This window comes from Marinobacter sp. F3R08 (assembly GCF_018860425.1).
GTDB lineage: Bacteria > Pseudomonadota > Gammaproteobacteria > Pseudomonadales > Oleiphilaceae > Marinobacter.
Window position 1 is genome coordinate 433,718 of the sequence record NZ_JAHKPI010000025.1, and the last position, 19,915, is coordinate 453,632.

16 protein-coding genes are annotated in these 19,915 nt (G+C 51.4%); 14 read left to right on the plus strand and 2 right to left on the minus strand.

Translation table 11 applies throughout. The features are described from left to right. Positions 1–57: 57 nt before the first annotated feature. Together prpF and KO499_RS17405 are read left to right on the plus strand one after the other, a co-directional pair. Positions 58–1,233, plus strand: a complete 1,176-nt coding sequence (gene prpF, locus KO499_RS17400; RefSeq protein ID WP_215985020.1) for a 2-methylaconitate cis-trans isomerase PrpF — start codon at positions 58–60, stop codon at positions 1,231–1,233. Between the two features lie 502 nt (positions 1,234–1,735). Further along, positions 1,736–2,572: a THxN family PEP-CTERM protein gene (locus tag KO499_RS17405; protein WP_215985442.1), complete on the plus strand. Its 837-nt coding sequence runs from the start codon at positions 1,736–1,738 to the stop codon at positions 2,570–2,572. Between the two features lie 68 nt (positions 2,573–2,640). Here the strand turns inward: KO499_RS17405 and KO499_RS17410 are convergent, their stop codons facing one another. After that, positions 2,641–3,453: a PEP-CTERM/exosortase system-associated acyltransferase gene (locus KO499_RS17410; protein ID WP_215985021.1), complete on the minus strand. Its 813-nt coding sequence runs from the start codon at positions 3,451–3,453 to the stop codon at positions 2,641–2,643. Positions 3,454–3,580: 127 nt separating this feature from the next. After that, on the minus strand, positions 3,581–5,191 hold the full coding sequence (locus KO499_RS17415; protein WP_215985022.1) for an FAD-binding oxidoreductase: 1,611 nt from the start codon (positions 5,189–5,191) through the stop codon (positions 3,581–3,583). 397 nt (positions 5,192–5,588) lie between these two features. Between KO499_RS17415 and KO499_RS17420 the strand changes: the two genes are divergently transcribed. The 12 genes from KO499_RS17420 (at position 5,589) to KO499_RS17475 (ending at position 19,912) form a co-directional block, all read left to right on the plus strand. Beyond that, positions 5,589–7,073, plus strand: coding sequence for a bifunctional 2-methylcitrate dehydratase/aconitate hydratase (locus tag KO499_RS17420; RefSeq protein ID WP_215985023.1), 1,485 nt, complete (start codon positions 5,589–5,591; stop codon positions 7,071–7,073). A gap of 216 nt (positions 7,074–7,289) precedes the next feature. Beyond that, positions 7,290–8,702 carry a TIGR03013 family XrtA/PEP-CTERM system glycosyltransferase gene (locus tag KO499_RS17425; protein ID WP_215985024.1) on the plus strand — a complete coding sequence of 471 codons (1,413 nt, stop codon included), beginning with the start codon at positions 7,290–7,292 and terminating at the stop codon, positions 8,700–8,702. Between the two features lie 59 nt (positions 8,703–8,761). Next, the gene (locus KO499_RS17430) at positions 8,762–9,406 is read left to right on the plus strand and encodes an XrtA/PEP-CTERM system exopolysaccharide export protein (protein ID WP_215985025.1); all 645 of its coding nucleotides are present in this window, start codon (positions 8,762–8,764) and stop codon (positions 9,404–9,406) included. A 57-nt stretch (positions 9,407–9,463) separates the two neighbouring features. Next, complete coding sequence (locus tag KO499_RS17435) at positions 9,464–10,990, plus strand: XrtA system polysaccharide chain length determinant (protein WP_215985026.1); 1,527 nt, start codon at positions 9,464–9,466, stop codon at positions 10,988–10,990. After that, on the plus strand, positions 10,990–11,913 hold the full coding sequence (locus tag KO499_RS17440) for a polysaccharide biosynthesis protein (RefSeq protein WP_228340029.1): 924 nt from the start codon (positions 10,990–10,992) through the stop codon (positions 11,911–11,913). The genes KO499_RS17435 and KO499_RS17440 overlap by 1 nt, the downstream gene beginning before the upstream one ends. Further along, positions 11,906–13,189 (plus strand): hypothetical protein, encoded by a 1,284-nt coding sequence (locus KO499_RS17445; RefSeq protein ID WP_215985027.1) that lies wholly within the window; start codon positions 11,906–11,908, stop codon positions 13,187–13,189. The genes KO499_RS17440 and KO499_RS17445 overlap by 8 nt, the downstream gene beginning before the upstream one ends. A gap of 13 nt (positions 13,190–13,202) precedes the next feature. Continuing rightward, entirely contained in the window at positions 13,203–14,129 is a 927-nt protein-coding gene (locus KO499_RS17450; RefSeq protein ID WP_215985028.1) for an XrtA system polysaccharide deacetylase, read from the plus strand. Next, positions 14,123–15,280 (plus strand): glycosyltransferase family 2 protein, encoded by a 1,158-nt coding sequence (locus KO499_RS17455; protein ID WP_215985029.1) that lies wholly within the window; start codon positions 14,123–14,125, stop codon positions 15,278–15,280. The genes KO499_RS17450 and KO499_RS17455 overlap by 7 nt, the downstream gene beginning before the upstream one ends. Positions 15,281–15,283: 3 nt before the next feature. Continuing rightward, a complete protein-coding gene (locus KO499_RS17460) occupies positions 15,284–16,390 on the plus strand; it encodes an acyltransferase family protein (protein ID WP_215985030.1) in 1,107 nt (368 codons plus the stop codon). Positions 16,391–16,407: 17 nt separating this feature from the next. After that, complete coding sequence (locus tag KO499_RS17465) at positions 16,408–17,553, plus strand: glycosyltransferase (protein WP_323133366.1); 1,146 nt, start codon at positions 16,408–16,410, stop codon at positions 17,551–17,553. Further along, on the plus strand, positions 17,550–18,803 hold the full coding sequence (locus KO499_RS17470) for a CoF synthetase (protein ID WP_215985031.1): 1,254 nt from the start codon (positions 17,550–17,552) through the stop codon (positions 18,801–18,803). The genes KO499_RS17465 and KO499_RS17470 overlap by 4 nt, the downstream gene beginning before the upstream one ends. After that, positions 18,800–19,912 carry a CapA family protein gene (locus KO499_RS17475; protein WP_215985032.1) on the plus strand — a complete coding sequence of 371 codons (1,113 nt, stop codon included), beginning with the start codon at positions 18,800–18,802 and terminating at the stop codon, positions 19,910–19,912. The genes KO499_RS17470 and KO499_RS17475 overlap by 4 nt, the downstream gene beginning before the upstream one ends. Positions 19,913–19,915: the final 3 nt, after the last annotated feature.

Genomic DNA, 19,915 nt, shown 5'->3' on the forward strand with positions numbered 1-19,915 from the left:
ACCAGGGGTCAGATGGACGCGTTCATCTGACCCCGTCTTCACCAAGAGAGCAGATTAATGACCCACGCTCCCCAGATCAAAGTTCCCGCTACCTACATGCGCGGCGGCACATCAAAGGGCGTTTTCTTCCGCCTGCAAGACTTGCCCGAAGCCTGCCAGACCCCGGGTGAAGCCCGGGACAAACTTCTATTGCGGGTGATTGGCAGCCCCGATCCTTACCAGAAGCAGATCGACGGAATGGGCGGCGCTACGTCCAGTACCAGCAAAACCGTTATCCTTGCTGAAAGCACACAGCCGGATCACGATGTTGACTACCTGTTTGGCCAGGTCTCCATTGATAAGCCGTTTGTAGACTGGAGCGGCAACTGCGGCAATCTCACCGCAGCTGTGGGCGCATTCGCCATCAACAGCGGTTTTGTGGCCAAAGACCGGATACCGGACAACGGCATCTGCACGGTGCGTATATGGCAGGCTAACATCCGGAAAACCATCGTTGCTCACGTACCCATCACCAATGGTGAAGTGCAGGAAACCGGCGATTTCGAGCTGGATGGTGTGACCTTTCCGGCCGCCGAGGTACAAGTGGAATTTATGGACCCGGCCGATGGTGAAGGCTCCATGTTTCCTACAGGGAGCCTGGTGGACGACCTCGATGTGCCCGGTATTGGCACCCTGAAAGCCACCATGATCAATGCCGGTATTCCTACAATTTTCCTCAATGCTGAAGACATCAGCTACAAAGGCACCGAGCTGCAGGACGACATCAATTCCGATCCGGAGGCTCTGGCCAGGTTTGAAACCATCCGGGCCCATGGTGCGCTGAAAATGGGGCTGATCCAGAACATCGAAGAAGCGGCCAATCGCCAGCACACCCCGAAAGTGGCGTTTGTGGCCAAACCCTCTGATTACGTGTCTTCAAGCGGCAAGACGATTCGGGCAGGGGATGTGGATGTATTGGTTCGCGCTCTGTCCATGGGTAAGCTCCATCATGCGATGATGGGCACCGCTGCGGTAGCCATTGCCACGGCATCCGCCGTACCGGGGACACTTGTTAACCTGGCTGCAGGCGGCGGCGACCGTACGCAGGTTATCTTTGGTCATCCCTCCGGTACCTTGCGTGTTGGTGCAGAGGCGAAGGAAGTGGGTGGCCAGTGGACCGCTACCAAAGCCATTATGAGTCGCAGTGCCCGGATTCTGATGGAAGGTTGGGTGAGGGTTCCGGGTAGTGACTAGCTTTGCCGCTTGTGGTTGGAAGAAAGCGTTCAAATGATGAAATAGCCCGGAAAGATCTGAATCCCATGTCCTGGCCAGAACGGCCAGATCCCAATCTTGTAAAGGTCCGCCGCTCAGGGACGAGCGGGGGGCGACAGGGTCTCCGATCTTGATACCTCGCTTGCTAACTTTTCGTTGTGTCAGCAAAATTTACGAGCTGTCAGAATAGTTTGCAATGAAAGCTATTTTTTATATCTAAATACTATAGAACGATGTGTTTTTAGGTTTCTGATCTTTTAAGCAGCTTGATCATTAATTACATGACGCTTAAGACGATTCATTTGATCCTCTTTAATGTCGAATATACTTACAGCAGTAGTATTTTAAGACCAAGGATATATTCGTAACTAACAGAAATATCGCAATTTCCAATATCTGGCATGGCTAATGCTTTCTCTCCGTTACCGCTGACTGGCTTGCATGAAGACTGGCTGCCAGCGTTTCCAATCAAGGAGAGATAATGATGAACAAAGTCCTGAAAAGAACACTCTTATCAACTATTGTCCTGCCTTTATCGCTGGGCGCGGCGTCCGCTAGCGCCGTAATGATCACCGATTGGGGTTATAGCGTCGATAGTACCTTCGCCAATCCTACCTGGACAGCGGCTGATGGCGACAACGATGGCTCCCAGACAATCCTGCCAAGTGAGCTTTCCTGGGGTGGTGTGGATGCTGATGAGCGCTCGTCCGTCTCCATTACACCAAACGTTTCCGCCGCAAGCGGTCTAATGACAAATGGGGCAGCTGTCGACGGTGGCGTGTTTACCCACGACAATAATATTATCAATGCCGATTACGTCTCGTTGACTGGTTTTGATCTTACTTCAACGCTGACGCTGGATCCTGCTGTTCCTGATGGACCAGCTCTGGGGCCGACCTCAATCACCTTCCTGAGCTTCTTCAGTGAAACAATTAACGAGGATAACCCTGCAGACTGTGGTTTTCCGTCTACCTCTGGTTGCGATGATATCTTCACCATAGATAACTTCGATGACCTGAACGCTGTGGATGACGGCGAAGGTGGCTTCGAGTTCGCTCAGTCATTCGTCCTTGATGATTACAAGTACACGGTATTCCTGTCAGTGCTGGGTCTTGAGGCTCTGGATGATGCCACTTGTGCGGCAGCAGGCGCTTCAAGTGGATGCGTTGGCCTTCTGACTCTTGAAGATACCTCGAATGAATTTGGTACCAAGTTCCGTATCGCGGCTGAAAAAGTGCCAGAGCCCGGAACCTTGGCGCTTCTTGGTCTTGGTTTGGCCGGACTTGGGGTGTCACGCAGAAAGAGAGCCGCAAAGGCATAACCTTTGACGGTTATCGAGTTCAGATGAACGTGTAGAAGAGACCCCCGCTGATTAGCGGGGGTTTTCTTTTAGTGATGTTCCGGTTTTTCTGGCAAGTACCGACCACCATCTGTAATCAACGACCAGACATCCGGTCGCCGCGCCTTGATGCGATCAATCAGTGACGATGCTTCGGTAAAGGCCGGGCGCCGCAGTCCGTGATACTCGAGCACCGGTCCCACATGATCAAACTCCACACCGAAACGCTTTAACAGGCGCAACTGGGCGGGTTCCATAACGGCCATCCAATGGGTTATACCATGCCTGACAGACATCTCAAGGATGGCCGCGAAGAGACCCAGACTGATATACGGAACGGCTCGTTTGCCGTTTTCCGCATCGCTATAGCTTGCCTCTTCGCTTACACCGGAGGTGGTTTTATCTTCATTGAGACGCTTCCGGAACTCCCGACTGACAGCCATCCTTGATATTTCTGCGATTTTATTTCGATTGGTTTTGGCAATGGCGTCCTGTGCCCGACGGGTCATTCGATGGACACAGGGTCCTTCCATCGGCAAGTCGGGTTGGTCAAGGTTGTCACCTGTCATAACCAGCCGGACTGTGGCCACGCTGTGTCCTGTGGGTCGGTGCCGGATCAACGCATGCACTGATTGCGGATCGTAAGAGTCGTGTTCCCGGTTATCAGCGAAGCATTTTGGGTCCTCGAAGGGACGGTCGATACAATAAACCTGGTATCTCACCTCGAAGACCTCGTTTATCGCCTCTGGCGATGTCGCCAACTCGACGTTGAAGACGGAGTGAAAAATGGCACCGATGTCTTCGTGTATTTCGTTTTTTTGTTTGTTTTCTGGTTCATGCTGAAAAGCGTTGCCATTCTGCATTTTAGGTCCTCATTCGTTCCCGTTCAGGAAGCTGTTATGGCGATAGTCCATAGAGTGAAAGCGCCGATACTGATCCCCTTACGGCGTACTACTGGTGTATCGAGGTAACAGCTGATTAGACCTCGGATTACTTGTTCCTGGGCACGTACCTTCCGGGTGCCAGGATGTGATTTGGGTCGACTGCCGTTTTGAGCTGACTGGCGAGCCCGGGCAAAGCCGAACCATGCCTATTGAGTATGTCCATAGCGTCGATGTTCAGACGGTATGGCAGGAAACCTTCCTTTTGACCCGCATTCACCAGGGCGCGATAACAGTCTTTTGCACGCGCTGTCGCATTGATGTCCCCGCGATCAAAGAGCAGGGGCACCGTCGAGTCGAAGCATCGGTCGTTTACCGTGGTCAGTGTAATGAGTGGATTGACACCGTACTGTGGACAAATTCGCTCGATCATTTCGATATAGCGACGGGCATCTTTCCCCCGAATTGGCACCAGGGGTGCAAACCAGATGAGTCCGCAGCCATCGCGGGCTGGGTTTTTGGGTTGTCCTGTTGCGGGTAGCGTTCCCGAGCGCCAGTACGCCAGTGGCAGCGCGACTTCATTGGGCGTGCCGTGCATGATCTCCAATGCACCTGAGAGCGTGTCGGCCATACCTCTGATTCGGGTTGCAAATCTTTCTGGCAGCAAGCGGGAGGCAGTCCGGACAGCCTTGACCCTCCGGCGGTTGATAAAGACGAGTCGGTCTGTTACCGGCCCAAGAATCCGCCTCAGAGTCCGCCGAGCCGCTCGGGAGACCTCTCTGGACGCGTAGATAGCACCGACACCGCTCCACGCTGGAACGCCATAGTTATCAGCAAGGGTTTCCACTACGTGAGCCGGCAGAACGCCGTCAATGGCCTTGTTTTCAGGGAACGGGGTCATCATCGAGAGCATGCGCTGATTGTTGAGCAGGTTAATTGCAACAACGGGACCGCCAAGCGTTCGCAGCACAGACCGGACTACGGGCACCAATGCTTCAAGTTTGGCGTCGTCTTTCGTGGAAAAGAAAAACGCTGTAACGGTCTCGGGAGCCGGTGCAAGGGCAATGGTCATATTTACAACAACGCCAAAATTTCCCTGGCTGAAAAGGCCATCGAGATAGGGTCCCACGCCCCATTTGAAAAGACCGTCTATCTCTGTCCCGCCGAGTTCGCTCAGAGGCGTCCGATACCGTGTGCCATCGGGTAAGATGGCTTCTATTTTGGTGACCGCAGAAAAGTGGTCAGTCACCGGTGTGATTCCATATCCACGCTCAAGAGCGTTGCCGAGAACGCTGCAGCTGGGCCCGGCACCGGTGACAGGGACGAGATATTCGCCATCATGGCGGTCAAGAAAGTCTCTCAAGGCTCCTTGAGTCACTCCCGGTCCAATGGTGACGACGCCCATCTCGGGGTCAAAATCAGAAATCTGGTTCAATCCTCCCAGATCCAGGATTACACAGTTATCTTCCACCGGGTTGGCACTGCCGTAGCCCCAGTTATTCCCGGTACTGACCGGGTAGACTGAAACCTTCCAGCGCTGTGCAACCTGTAAAATCTCTGAGACCTGATTTTGTGTTTCCGGCCGGAGAACAGCTGGAATAGATCGCTCAGCTCCAATGGTAGACGCGTTAACATCTGCATCACTCGCCGAGACGATTCCGGATTCTCCGAGAATCCCGGCCCATTCGGTGATTGCAGATTCAATAGCGCTATTTGTCACTGGCGGTTCCACGATTTATCGAAAGCAATGATGACTAAAGATGGATTTACGAACTGACCATCGAAGGCCCGGCATTATAGGCTAGACTACTCATCAATATTTATAGTGTAGCATTACGGATAAGAAAGTGATTTAGATTAAAAAACTGATTTAAAAACAGATGTATGGAATAGAAAATCAATAGGATATGCGTGGTTCTTTTCGTTAACAAAGATTAACTCGTGTGAATAGTGTCCTAAATATGAATAATAAAACGTTTCATTTAAGATCATTTTTGAATTTATAAGTCATTAATTAAATAATGGATTTCTGGTTTTGGTACACTGGAATAAGCGCTAGTCACATTGAATTCACCGGATTGGCCAGATGGCAAACAGAAAAAGCCGGAGTTCTTACCATGCCAGTAACATCCGATACGAATAGACGTCCTGAGTACGACGACCTGCTCCAGACCATCGCCGACTATACCCTCAATTATCGCATAGCCAGTGATGAAGCCTGGAACACTGCCCGCAACTGCCTGATGGACACCATAGGCTGTGGCCTGCTCGCGCTGCGATTCCCTGAATGCACAAAACACCTTGGGCCGCTTGTAGAGGGAACGGTGGTACCGTGCGGTGCCCGGGTTCCGGGAACCTCTTTCAGGTTAGATCCGGTAAAAGCTGCCTGGGATATCGGCTGTATCATTCGCTGGCTGGACTACAACGATACCTGGCTGGCTGCAGAGTGGGGGCATCCATCTGATAACCTTGGTGGCATTCTTGCGGTTGCGGATCACCTGTCCCAGAAACGGGTGGCAGAAGGAAAGAAACCGCTCATTATGAAGGATGTGCTGGAAGCCATGATCATGGCCCATGAAATTCAGGGTGTGCTGGCTCTGGAGAATTCCTTTAACCGGGTAGGTTTGGATCATGTGGTGCTGGTAAAAGTGGCCTCCACCGCAGTTACCGCAAAACTGATGGGTGCCAACCGCGAGCAACTGCTATCCGCATTGTCCCATGCCTGGGTAGATGGCCAGTCGTTGCGAACGTATCGGCATGCGCCCAACGCAGGGTCCAGAAAGTCTTGGGCAGCAGGTGATGCAACGTCTCGTGCCGTTCGCCTGGCAGACATTGCAATGAGAGGGGAAATGGGCATTCCCAGTGCATTGACGGCGCCGCAATGGGGATTCAATGAGGTGCTTTTCAGCAAAACCAACAAAGACCAGAAGCTCAAGCCCGAGGATAAGCGCCAGTTGTCCATACCTCAGGAATTCGGCTCCTACGTAATGGAGAATATCCTGTTCAAGATCTCCTTTCCTGCCGAGTTTCACGGCCAGACTGCGGTGGAAGCGGGAGTAACCCTGCATCCACAAGTGAAAGATCGTCTTGATGAGGTCGAGCGAATTGTCATTACTACCCATGAATCGGCCATCCGCATTATCTCCAAGCAGGGCACGTTGGCGAATGCAGCAGACAGGGATCACTGCCTTCAATACATGGTGGCCGTTTCTATGATTTTTGGCGGCCTCAGGGCCGAGTATTACGAGGACAGTTTTCACGAAGCCAATCCGGTCATCGATCGAATTCGTGAGAAAATGGAAGTAGTGGAAGATGAGCGATACAGCCGGGAATACCTTGAAGCCGATAAGCGCTCCATCGCAAATGCGATTCAGGTTTTCTTCGCTGACGGCAGCAAAACAGACAAGGTGGCTGTCGAATACCCTATTGGCCACCGGCGTCGAAGGAAGGAGGGCATTCCGCTGCTTGAGAAAAAATTCCGGAACAATCTCGAGACACGATTCCCCACGTTTAAATGTGAACGAATAGTCGGGATTTTTCAGGACCGGATAGAGCTGGAAAAGATGAATGTTCAAGAGTTTATGGGGCAGTTTGTAATCTGAAATGCCATGTAGGTTATAGGGTAAAGGTCAGATATCTCGCAAAATACGCCGTTAAATGAGAGTCATTGCTCTTGGTGTAATGTACCGTCTTGCATTAAGTTTCTTGCGTGCTGATTCAAGTCTTTGAACTCTGGCCAGCATCAAGTAGACTTATGCTCAAGTAATGACGCATCGGATGCGTCGTATCCTCCCGTGTAGAGAACACAAGGAGTCGGCGTGGCCCACGTCAGATTGTTCAGACACTACATCCATCTCCCCTATGTAATTCTCGGCCTGATTGATTTTCTGGTGCTAGCGTTCGCATTTGCGTTGGCTGTGTTTTTTCGTTATTTCGGTGACTATCCTTTCTTCCTCGACAACCTGACGTTCGTGCTGCCCTCGGCGGCTATGTTCGCGGCATTGAATCTGTTGGTGATGGGTGCTTTGGGTGTGCATCAGTCCCGCCTGGAAGAAGGTATGTCGGGAATGATGCTTCGTACGATCCTGGCGTTAATTGTAAGTGTTCCACTCTGTGGCTTCGTTTATCTGCTTTCATCAGACTGGTTGTGGTACCTGGGGGCCAGCAGTGTACTGACCACAGGATCTGTTCTCGGATTTTTTCTGCTAGGTATGGCTCGTTCACTGTTTTTTGCCTCGGTGGGCAAGGAAGCCTTCAAGCGAAAAGTGCTGGTACTTGGCGCCGGCTTTCGCGCCAGACAAATTCACGAAGACCTCAAAACACCCTTCAATCGCAAAGGGTTTATTCTGACAGGGTTTGTTCCTCTGCCGGACGAGCCCATTGAGGTCAGCGAGGATCATCTGCTGAATATTCAGACCACCTTGCAGAACTACATCATCAAACACCCGGTGCACGAAATTGTGGTTGCCGTGGACGACCGCCGAAAGGGGCTGCCCATGGAAGACCTCTTCGAGTGCAAAATGGAAGGTGTCAAGATTGTCGATGGAGCCAGCTTTTACGAACGGGAATCCAGGAAGGTTGCTCTGGAAATGGTTACTCGCGGCTGGCTGGTTTTCTCGGATGGGTTCACGGTGTCGTCTGTCTTCGGTTTTGGGAAACGGTCCCTTGATATTCTGTCGGCGACAGTTTTGCTGTTGGCAGGTCTGCCGCTGATGATTCTTACGGCCATTGCCATAAAGATTGAAGACGGTATCAAGGCTCCGGTTTTCTACAGTCAGGAACGGGTAGGGCTCAATGGAAGCGTGTTCAAGGTTCACAAATTCCGGTCCATGATCACCGACGCCGAGAAAAATGGTGCGGTCTGGGCAACCCAAAACGACGCCCGGGTTACCAGGGTAGGGGAGTTCATCCGAAAGGTGCGGATTGATGAGCTGCCACAGATTTTTAACGTGCTGAACGGCACCATGGCCTTCGTGGGCCCACGCCCGGAACGGCCGGTATTTGTTGAGCAGTTGTCAGAGAAAATTCCATTCTACAGTGAGCGCCACCGCGTAAAACCCGGTTTAACGGGTTGGGCTCAGCTTTGCTTTGCCTATACAGACAATGAGGAAGATACGCGGGAAAAGCTCCGCTATGACCTCTACTACATAAAGAACCAGAGTCTGCTGCTTGATTTATTGATTATAATTCAGACGGTAGAGGTGGTATTGTTCAAGAAAGGATCAAGGTAGTTTCGGGACCTGTTCTCCCCGAAACAAGGAATCAGACACGGAACCAGAGAGGAACGACCATGTCATCGAAGTTTTCATTGCCGGGTCTGGTAATGGCCCTCACTGCGATTGCGCTTGTTACGGGTTGTGCTGGCCCCCAGCCCTCTTCGCAGGAAGCCATTGACGAAGCGCTCAGCCTGCAGACTTTAACCAGTGTTGATGAGTATGTGCTCGGCCCGACAGATTCTGTCCAGATTTCAGTCTGGCGGAATCAGGATCTGAGTATTGGCGTTCCTGTCAGGCCGGATGGCCGGGTTTCCATGCCGCTCATAGGTGATGTGATGGCGACGGGTAAAACCCCTGAACAGCTCGCCGATGAAATCGAGCAGGGTCTGGCCAATTATATCCGTGAGCCTCAGGTTACCGTTGTGGTTACCTCGATGGGCAGCCACGAATTCAGCGACCGGGTGCGAGTGACCGGTGCGGTCAATCAACCTATTTCGATACCTCACCGACCGGGCATGACCGTACTGGATATGATGCTCACTGCCGGTGGCGCAAATCCTTTTGCGAACCTGAACAGTTCCATGCTCTACCGGGCACTGGACAACCAAATGGTTGCAATTCCCGTCAGGCTCGACGATATCCTCAATTCAGGAGATGTCTCCACCAACTACCGTATGCGGCCCGGAGATATCCTTGCCGTACCTGAACGGAATTTCTGAGCCACTTAACAGCCGTTGTTTGAAGTGAACCACGGAATTGGTCAATAGGTAAGAAAAATGGCACTTCCATTAAATCAGCTCCCCGCAGAAATGATCAGAGAGGTCCGGTCGCGTAAGTGGTTGGCCTTCGTTTTGTTTGCACTTGTCAGTTTCGCCGTACTGGGGGCGGGGTTTGTCTATCCTTATAAATATCAATCTCAGGTTGTGATATTTGTGGATGACAAGAATATTATTGGCCCGTTGATGGAAGGCAGTGCTGTTACCACCGACATCAGTGACCGCACGTCGGCCGCTAAGGAAATGCTGTGGTCCAGGGAACTGATGGCACAGATTGCGCAAGATCAAGAGATTTTCGGTGAGAGTGCCAGTGAGATTAGTGGCGAAGCCCTCGAACGCCGAATTGGTCTGCTACGCTCAAGAATGAATGTCCGGGCGAGAGGTGACAGTTACTTCAGTATTGGTTACACCTCTGAGTCACCCATGCAGGCCTTTCGGATTGCCCAGCGCCTGGGGCAACTCTTTATTTCGGAAAACTCGGCCAACAAGCGCAAGGAAAGCCGCAGCGCCTACAACTTCATAGATAAGCAAGTGAAGAACTACGAAGCCATCCTGGCGGAAGTTGAGCAAAAACTGAAAGAGTTTCTGTCAGAGAATGTAGACGGAACTGAAGACGAAGCGAACAAGCGTATGGCTATCTTACGCCGGCAACTGGAGCTGGCGGAAATGGAACGTACGGAACTGATTGCAAGGGCTGAATCGCTGGAATCTGAACTGCAGGATGTGCAACCAATGCTGAACCAGGCCCGTTCGGCCGATTCCTTCACCCGAAGAATCCGGGAGAAAGAAGCTCAGCTTGATGATTTGCGCCTGCAGTACCATGACACCTATCCCGATATTATTGCACTGAAAGAACAAATTGCCGAGTTACGAAACCAGAGAAACAGGGCATCACAGAGCGGTGAGCTGGATCCCTCGGCCAGTGAAGGGGACCAGTTGGTCAACCCCCTGTATCAGGATATCAGTGCGGAAGTGGCAAAAACCCGGGCGAGCGTACGTACTCAGGAATCGCGTATTGGGTCACTTATGAACCTGATTGCTGAGCAAGAAAAACGCATGGAGCGTATTCAGGAAAACAAGGCACAGTATTCCGAGTTAACGCGCGACATGGAAGTAAACGAACAGATCTACAACGATCTGCTCAAGCGTCGGGAAAAAGCCCGGGTATCCATGCATCTGGATATTGAAGGTCAGGGCCTTAACTATCGGATTAACGAAACAGCTCAATTCCCTCTGGATCCGGTTGGTCCGAAATTCCAGTTGTTTGCTTCTGCGGGGCTGATTCTTGGTGCCCTGGCACCATTTGGCCTTGCGGCTGGAGTGCTGCAGGTTGACCCCCGCATCAGGGCCAGAAAACAGCTCGAAGAAGGTATTGGTCTGCCGGTACTGGCGGAAATTCCCCATGTACGAACACCATACGAGAAACGTAAAGACCGCTGGTTGACTATATCGGTCGTTGTATGCGCCGCGCTGGTGGTTGTCGCCTATGGCGGTGTAGCCGGTGCAGCTCTGATGGGAGTTATTTGATGACAGAGCAAAATCAGGACAGCGAAGCCATTAAAGCTGGTACCCGCACCGGTGCTTCGAGCTCCCGCGCCGCCAACACCAATGGCCAGGAGCGAATGGACGATTCACAGAGTCGGGATAACAGGTACGATCAGCAGCCCGCAGCGAGTGGGCACGGAGGTGATTTCCAGCAATGGGAGGACTCCCGTATGCTGGTCCCCAGTTCTCTGGAACTGGGCGCCGGGGCCGTCGACAAGTACGTTATCAGCAAACAGATTGTCAAAATGCAGGAGCCGCGTCGTCTCACCCGAGACGACATGGACGAGCGCCGGATCATCTATCCGGAAAGTAAAAACCGGGATCTGGTGAACCGGTTTCGCCATTTGCGGACCAAGCTGCTGGAGCTTTCTGGTGGCAATAATTTCACCATGGTAGTCAGCGGAGCCTGTGAGGGTGCTGGAACCTCTTTCATGGCCCTCAATCTGGCTGCAGCGTTCGCCTTCGATCAGTCCAAGACGGCCCTGATTATCGACTGCAACCTTCGAAACCCCTCTCTGCACTACCAACTCGAGTTGGCGGCAGAAACCGGCTTAACGGATTTCCTTGAGGATCCGGATTACGACATCGGACGCATTATCTATCCAACGGGGATCCCTCGGTTAAGACTGATCCCTGCGGGGAGCCAGCGGGAAACACCGTCAGAATTTTTTACCTCTTTTCGCATGAAGCAATTTCTGCAGGCCATCCGTCGTCGCTATCCAGACCGTTTCATCGTGCTGGATACTGCGCCCATCAGTGAATCACCGGATGCCCGGATTCTTGGCGAATTGTGTGATTATTCAATGCTGGTTTTGCCTCACGGCAGGATTACCTCCACCGCTGCCGAGAACGCCGCCCAGGCTTTCGATCCGGCAAAGTTTGTAGGAGCCGTCATCAATGGCTGAGAGTATCGGATCAGGGACGATCCGGTGGATCACTTCCATCGGCACCGGCTTGCTGATGGCAGCGGGGCCGGTTTTTGCAGCTACCCATAGCTTGTCCGGCGGTATTGATAACCGTTTTTCCGACAATGCGCTTCTCGTGTCGACCGGCGAGCAGAGTGACACGGAAACCCGGGTGAATCTTAACCTCCAATACCTGAGTGATCCGGGGCAATGCTCCTCAGCCGCCGACATGGGGTTGGCGTATGGCTACTGGCATAACAATGTCGAAGACTCGGAGTTTTATACCAATGGCACGCTGCACGGGCAGTGTGAGCTGGCCAAAGGTCTGCTGTGGCAGGCCTCCGATACAATCAAGCAGGTACCCCAAGATACTCAGGAGGCTGACACCCGGGACAACCGCACCCGAAAGAACGTCTTCAGTACCGGCCCGGTCTACACGCTACAACTAACTCAGGTCGACCAACTTCAGTTCTCCGCCGCCTATGAGAACACTGAGTTTGAAGAACCGGAAGAACCGGATAGCGAGAGAGTTACAAGCACTGCAAGTTATAATCATAACTTCAGCGATACCCTTCAGGGCGGGCTTTCCCTTAGCGCTGAACGGGCAGAATTGGATACCGAAGAGGAACTGGATCGTGAATCCGCCGTTGTAACGTTCAGTAAAGCCTGGGCAACAACTCAGGTAAGTGGATCCCTCGGCGTCAACCGCCTGGAAACTCGTTTGGGCATCCGGAAGGTCTCGAGCGATGCTGTGACCGGTACCTTTAATCTGGTTCGGGATATTGATCCCACCAGTGAGCTCACTTTTAGCGCGACTCGCCGGCTAACAGACCTGACCTCCACACTGGATCTTCAGTTCAGTGATTTCAATTTTGACCTGACCCAAACTTCGGCTGCGGAAATCACCGTGTTGCAAGCGGGCTACAGCACTCAGTTTAGCCAAGGCTCAACATTCAGGGCCAGAATTTCCGCCAATCGCAGTGATTACGTCGACAGCGGCGAACGTCAGGAGAATCGCAATGTTAGTTTGCGCTATTCACAACCGGTAACCGGATTGCTTTCCTGGTATACCAACGCAGGCTATCAACACCAACGTTATGAAGATGAAGGATCGAAAGGTGAGATTTTCTCCGGCTCTGTAGGACTGGATTACCGGTTGAGTGCCAGAATGGATGTTCGCGCTGCCATCGGGCGCCGGGAAAAGACGAGGGATATTGAACTCAGAGAGTATGTCGAGAACTGGGTTGTGGTTTCCCTTGACTATCGATTTTTCTGAATAGGGACGGGTAATGACGACGAACGAGACGGACACCCCCCGGATAGTCAATGCACTTACAATTGATGTGGAAGACTACTTCCAGGTTGCAGCTCTCGCCGAAGCGGTTGATCCTGATGACTGGCATTCCATGGAATACCGCGTTGAGGCCAATACCCACCGCTTATTGGAGTTGTTGGACAGACACAGTACTCGTGCAACCTTCTTTACGCTGGGCTGGGTGGCCGAGAAATCGCCACAACTGGTTCGCGATATTCAGAAAGCAGGGCACGAGGTTGCCAGCCACGGCTACAGCCACCAATTGATCTACAGCCAGACCCCTGAGGTCTTCCGCGACGAAACCCGGCGCTCAAAACAGATCCTTGAAGATATTACGGGCCAGGCTGTTGAGGGTTACCGGGCCGCGAGCTATTCCATCACGAACCAGTCTCGCTGGGCATTGGATATACTGGCTGAGGAAGGGTTTGTCTGGGATTCATCGATATTTCCGGTGCATCACGATCGTTACGGTATGCCGGGTACCCCTCGGTGGCCACATCGCCTGACGACCGATAAGGGCCATGAATTGGCCGAGTTCCCACTGAGCACATTGAAGTTCCCCGGATATACACTGCCTATCGCAGGTGGTGGTTATTTCCGACTGTTCCCCTACTGGTTCAGCCGCTGGGGGCTGGGGAGCATCAACCGCCAGGGCCAGCCATTTGTGTTCTATCTCCATCCCTGGGAAGTAGACCCGGGCCAGCCACGGCTGGATGTAAAATGGTTCTCACGTTTCCGGCATTACAATAACCTTGAGGTTTGTGAGCAGAGGCTGGACCAGCTACTGGGTCACTTCCGGTTTACCGCCATGGGAGACGTTTTAAGACACCTGAAACTGCTCAAAGAGGAAACACCGGTAACCACCGGCCAAGAGAAAATGGAATTGTCATCACCATGCTAGTTGTCCTGTTCTGGCTATCCCTGATTCTGCTTTTTTACATCTATTTCGGTTACCCACTCATGGCAAGGTTCGTGGCAACACTGCGCCCGAATCCCGTAGACAAAAAAAATGATCATCAGCCTAAAGTGTCCATACTCATAGCCGCGTATAACGAAGCGAAGGACATTGAGTCCACGCTTCAGAACAAGCTGGCGCTGGATTATCCGTCCGACAAACTGGAAATCCTGGTCATCTCGGACGAATCCGATGACGGCACTGATGACATCATAGAACGAGTGGCAAGCTCGGCCAGCTTTCCTGTTCGGTTGTTCCGGCAGGTGCCCAGGCAGGGAAAAACCGTGGGGCTGAATACCCTTGTGCCTGAAACCAGCGGCGAGATTATTCTTTTCTCCGATGCCAACTCTCAATGGGATACCCTGGCTGTTACCAAACTCTGCAGCAACTTTGCCGATCCCGAAGTGGGCTATGTGACCGGCAAAATGGTCTACGTAAATGAGGACGGCTCTCTGGTAGGGGACGGTTGCAGCGCCTACATGAAGTACGAAAACTGGCTTCGTGAACAGGAAACCCGAATCGGCTCTGTGGTAGGAGTAGATGGTGGAATTGACGGAATGCGCAAAGAGCTCTATCAGCCCCTGCGCGCAGATCAGTTGCCAGACTTTGTACAGCCACTGAAAGTGGTTGAACAGGGCTATCGCGTTGTCTACGAGCCGCAGGCATTGCTGAAGGAAGAGGCGCTGAGCGATAGCGATAGCGAATTCAGCATGCGGGTAAGGGTTAGCCTGCGAGCCTTGTGGGCGCTCAAGGATATGCGACAGCTGATGAACCCGTTTCAGGGCCCTGAGTTCGCCTGGCAGTTAATCTCTCACAAGCTGCTTCGTTACGCCGCCTTTATTCCCCTGGTAACGCTCGCATTGGCAACAATGTTACTGGCGCCAGCCAGGGGCATCTACACTCTCGCTTTTCTGGGGCTGATTGTTTTTCTGGCTCTTGCCTGGACTGGCCGAAAGCGGGAGGCGGATGGGCAGCCGCTGTCCATCCTTTATTCGATTCCATATTACTTCATGCTTTTGAATGTGGCGTCTTACAAAGCATGCGTTGCCTTTCTCAAGGGCGAGAAAAAGGTGATCTGGAATCCAAGGAAGGGGTAGTTAGTGAACCTGCCTGCACTGGAGAGCGTTCTTTCATCGCGAAAGCTTCCGGGGCTAGATGGCTTCCGGATGATCGCGGTTATGGCGGTTGTACTGGCCCATTCCGGTGTTGGTGCGTTCTTTTCAGCGCGACATGGTGTGGCAGGTTTCTTCGTGCTCAGCGGGTTTCTCATTACCTGGTTGTTGCTCAAGGAATACGAGAAAGCAGGCTGCATCTCACTGCGTGATTTTTACGTTCGCCGCTCCCTCAGAATATTCCCGGCGTATTACGCATTTCTCCTTGTATCCATCAGTTGGGATCTGTTTCGAGGCAACGACAATATCAAGGATGCAATATTGCCCGGCCTGTTCTATCTGATGAACTACCACAATGCCCTGGAAGGGCATTCCAGTTCGTCACTGGGGCACCTTTGGTCATTGGCGATTGAGGAGCAGTTTTACCTTTTGTGGCCCATGATATTTTTGTTTCTGATGAAGCGTGGCCGAAACTTCGCCATCGGTTTTTTAGTTTTTGTAAGTGTTCTGGTTATGGTGTGGCGAACCTACAGCTTCTCGGTATTGGACTTTGGAGCGTCCTACGCCTACAACGCCTTTGATACTCGCTTTGATAACCTCGCTATTGGTTGTGCGATGGCCTTTTTGCTGGAGAAAAAGCGGTGCCTGGAACTGGCGGACCTCGTAAGCAGTCAATTCTGGATGCCGTTGGTTACGCTGGGGCTGCTCATTTTCTCCCGTGAAATGCCTGGTAGTGACTATGCGTACGGCCCTGCCTTTACTCTTGATGCGCTGCTGTTGGCAGTATTGCTACTACAATTTATGCGCTTGAGCCAGGGGCGATTCTGGAGCTGGCTTAATCACCCTGTGGCTGTTTATCTGGGCGTAATCAGCTATCCCATCTATCTGTGGCATGTGTGGGGAATTCAGGCGGGTAATAAGCTGCGATTTTTACCTGAATCGCTGCAATTGGTTGCCGGTATCTTGATCAGTTGTGCTCTGGCAGCGCTCTCTTATCATTTGCTGGAAAAACGTTTTTTGTCTCTCAAACCTAAATTTGAGCAAGCCCGGTTCGGGTCCAATAAGCAAAATACAGCACAGGACTCTGGCAATTGAGTTCCCGGAAATCTGGAGTGAGAGAGGTCAAATTGAAGATTCTTCATCTGATCGACAGCGGAGGCTTGTACGGCGCTGAGAAGATGCTTCTTAGTCTGGTAAAGGAACAGGTGACGCAGGGACTCAGTCCTATGATTTTAAGTGTTGGTGATCCCCTGGCTGGCGAAAAACCCATAGAGACAGAGGCAAAAAAATTGGGTTTGCCGGTTACAGAATGGAGAATGAAGTCTGGCTTAAATGTTAAAGCGTCCTGGATGATCCGGAACTGGGCACTGGCTAATAATTACCAGCTACTCCATTCTCATGGTTTTAAGTTCAACGTTCTGTTGGGTGTGCTTCCTGAAAAGGTCAGAGGTTTGCCGATCATTGCCACTCTGCACGGATACGTCCATGCTCGGCGGTTCTCGAAAATGTGGCTTTACGAATTTCTTGATCGCTTCGCGATCCGTCGTATGCGGGGTGTGGTTCTTGTCAGCGATGCGATGAAGAAGGAACTGCCAGGACGGCTTTTAAACGGTCAGGTAGTTACTATTCCGAACGGTCTGGATATCTCACAGCTTCAGAAATCGTCTCTGGGTTCACTGGATGAGCCATTCAAATCTTTTTTAGAGAACCATGACGCGGTGATACTCGGGGTTGGAAGGCTCTCCAGAGAAAAAGGTTTCGACAAACTGGTCTCGGCGTTTTCTGAGTTCAAAAAAAAACACCCTAATTCAGGACTGGTTATTGTTGGTGAGGGTAGGCTCTGTCATCAATTGGAGGCTTTGATTTTGGATCTCGGGATTCAGGACGATGTGCTTATGCCCGGGTACTGCGATAAGGTGCCAGCGTTGCTCAGGCAATCACGGGTACTGGTTATGCCGTCTCTGACGGAGGGTTTGCCAATCACTCTTCTTGAGGCGATATCGTTAAGAGTTCCTGTGGTAGCCTCCGCCGTCGGTGAGATACCGAAAGTTTTAGGAGACGGAAAGGGTGGGGAACTGCTCGGTGACAATGAAGCGGACACTATAGTAAAAGCTATTGAGCGCCTTATGAAAGACAAGGAACGAGTCTGCTGTCAGGTGGATTGGGCCTATAGGACTGTCGTTAAGGACTACTCTTCAGAGACAATGGCGGCCAGTTACCTCAAGTTCTATCGAAAAGTTCTCGGAACACCATCATGATCCGTGCCGCCAGGTTTCTTCTAACAAGATTATTTTTCCTGGGCATGGGGTTGCCAATCAGCCGGTACCGAAAGGAAGTAGAGCAACTGTGGCGCCTGAATGAAGAAGGCAGGGCCGACAGCCTAGATCGTTTTTTGGCTCGCAACCGTCCATTGAACTCAGCTGGTATCGAGGTTGGTAGCCTGGATGCTTTGAAGTCGTCCCCATCTTTGTCGAAGAAACAACTCCGCAGTCAGCCTAGGTTAAGGCAGACAAAGTCCGGAAAGCCCGGATTCGGTCGCCATACAGCAGGTACTACGGGGGAACCTACCGAAGTCACGCTTGACCGAAAAGAGTTGGGCCGAATGTTGGCTGTTCGTGATTACTGCTTCCGGCACTATGGCTTCAAGCTGGGACAGAGGGAGGCGAGGTTATGGGGCAGACCAGAATCCGGCGTTAAATCCCTGCTCAAGAACTTTGTATTGAACAGGCGGGTCTTTCATCCAGTAGGTCCCCAAGCGCAGGCTGAAGTTGCGCACTTACTGAGTTGGAAACCGGATTACGTTTACGGCTATGCGTCTTTGCTGCTTGAAACGGCACGGATTATTGATGGTTCGGAGATTGAGTTCGACCCACCTAAATGTGTGGTGTGTACTGCAGAGTCGATTCTCCCGACTCAGAAGGCGTACATATCGAGGGTGTTCAATGCACCGGTGGCCGAAGAGTACGGTTCAACCGAATTCGATGTCATTGCTTTTGAGTGCACTAAAGGGCACCGCCACTTGGTTAATCCTTGGCTTGTCGTCGAGAAGGGTAAATTTGGCGACTTGATATCTGATGTTTCTCGATTTAGCCAGAACCTCATAAGGTATCAACTGGGCGACTCATTCACGATACACAGAACTGAATGCAGCTCTCTGGGAAGTACTGAATATATCGGGCAATTGCAGGGTCGAACTCTCGACAGATTTTTTTATCTTAGCGAAAGCGAAAAAATCCATGCATCGGTCTTTTCTAAGGCTTTTGATCAATATTTTAAAGAAACAATCGATGTGTTTACTTTTTCATTACAACAGGATGCATATACTCAGCTTGAAGTGTTTCTTGATAGAGCTCCCAAAAGCGGCATCGCCAATTTAAAGATTTTTCTTGAGCAAGAAATAAGTAATTTCGCGGGTGTTCAGGTCGGTGTAAGGGTTTCTGTTGTTGCACGCGGCAGCAGGAGCGAGAAACGAAACTATTTTGTACAAAATATGAAGGCCTCAGAATGAGAAAGTTAAGCGCAGGCAGACTAACAGTTTCAGCAGTCGGTGATATCTCGCTTGGGGATCACCCTGTATGCGCTGGAATCGGTATGCGGAAGGTCTTTGCCAAGAAAAAAGAAAAGGTCCTTAGTGGAGTGGCACATGTTCTGAAAGACTCAGAAGTGTGTGTTGGTAATCTCGAAACCGTAACATCAGATATCGGCCTTAAGCCTTATTGGCTGCCATCCTACGAGATGCGAGGTAGCCCTTCGGCACTGAAGTACATTAGAGACGCAGGTGTTGATATTCTTGGCGTTGCGAACAACCATGCCTTGCAACACGGCAGGGAAGCTTTCAGTGATATGGTGAAGCAAAGTCTAGAGGCTGGTTTCTCCGTCATTGGCGTGGATGATGGTGATGGAAAGTGCTTTCAGAAACTTGTGCATGAGAATGGGGACGAAAGTTTCATCTACTCAATCTCCACTCGCCCTGAGGAGTGGGATGAACACCCCGGTGATGTTCCATACAGTCTGAGAACAGATACAGAACAGCTGATAGAAGAGGCTAAAGCCCTTAGAAAACAATGCTCAGGCTTTCTTATATGCTCGATACACTGGGGTTTGGAGTTTCTGGATTATCCGGCACCAGCCCAGATTGAACTGGCACACCAACTGATTGAGGTTGGTGTAGATGTCATATTTGGTCATCATTCCCACGTACTGCAGCCAGTTGAACGATACAAAAACGGCTTGATATTTTATTCGCTTGGTAATTTTGTGTTCGACTTGTGGCCCCGCGCCACCAAATTAACGACGATAGCAAAGGTTAAACTCGTAAAAGGCAGAATGCCGGAATATGAGTGCATTCCTGTAGAGATCAGAGATGACTGTACTCTGGCGATCGCGTCGACATCCGCATCAAAAGAAATTAGTAGTTTGTTGTCATGGGAAAGGTATGAGGCGTCGCCAGACAAGCCAGTTGATGATCAGGATTACCGTTTACGGTATGGAAACGAAAGAAAAAGATTTCGATACTCCAGTTATCAGTACTTTCTCCGAAATTGCTTTAGATACCCTCCATGGTTTTTTATCCAGTCACTGGCTCGGACAGCTTTAAGGCGCTTAACCGGCACTTGAAAA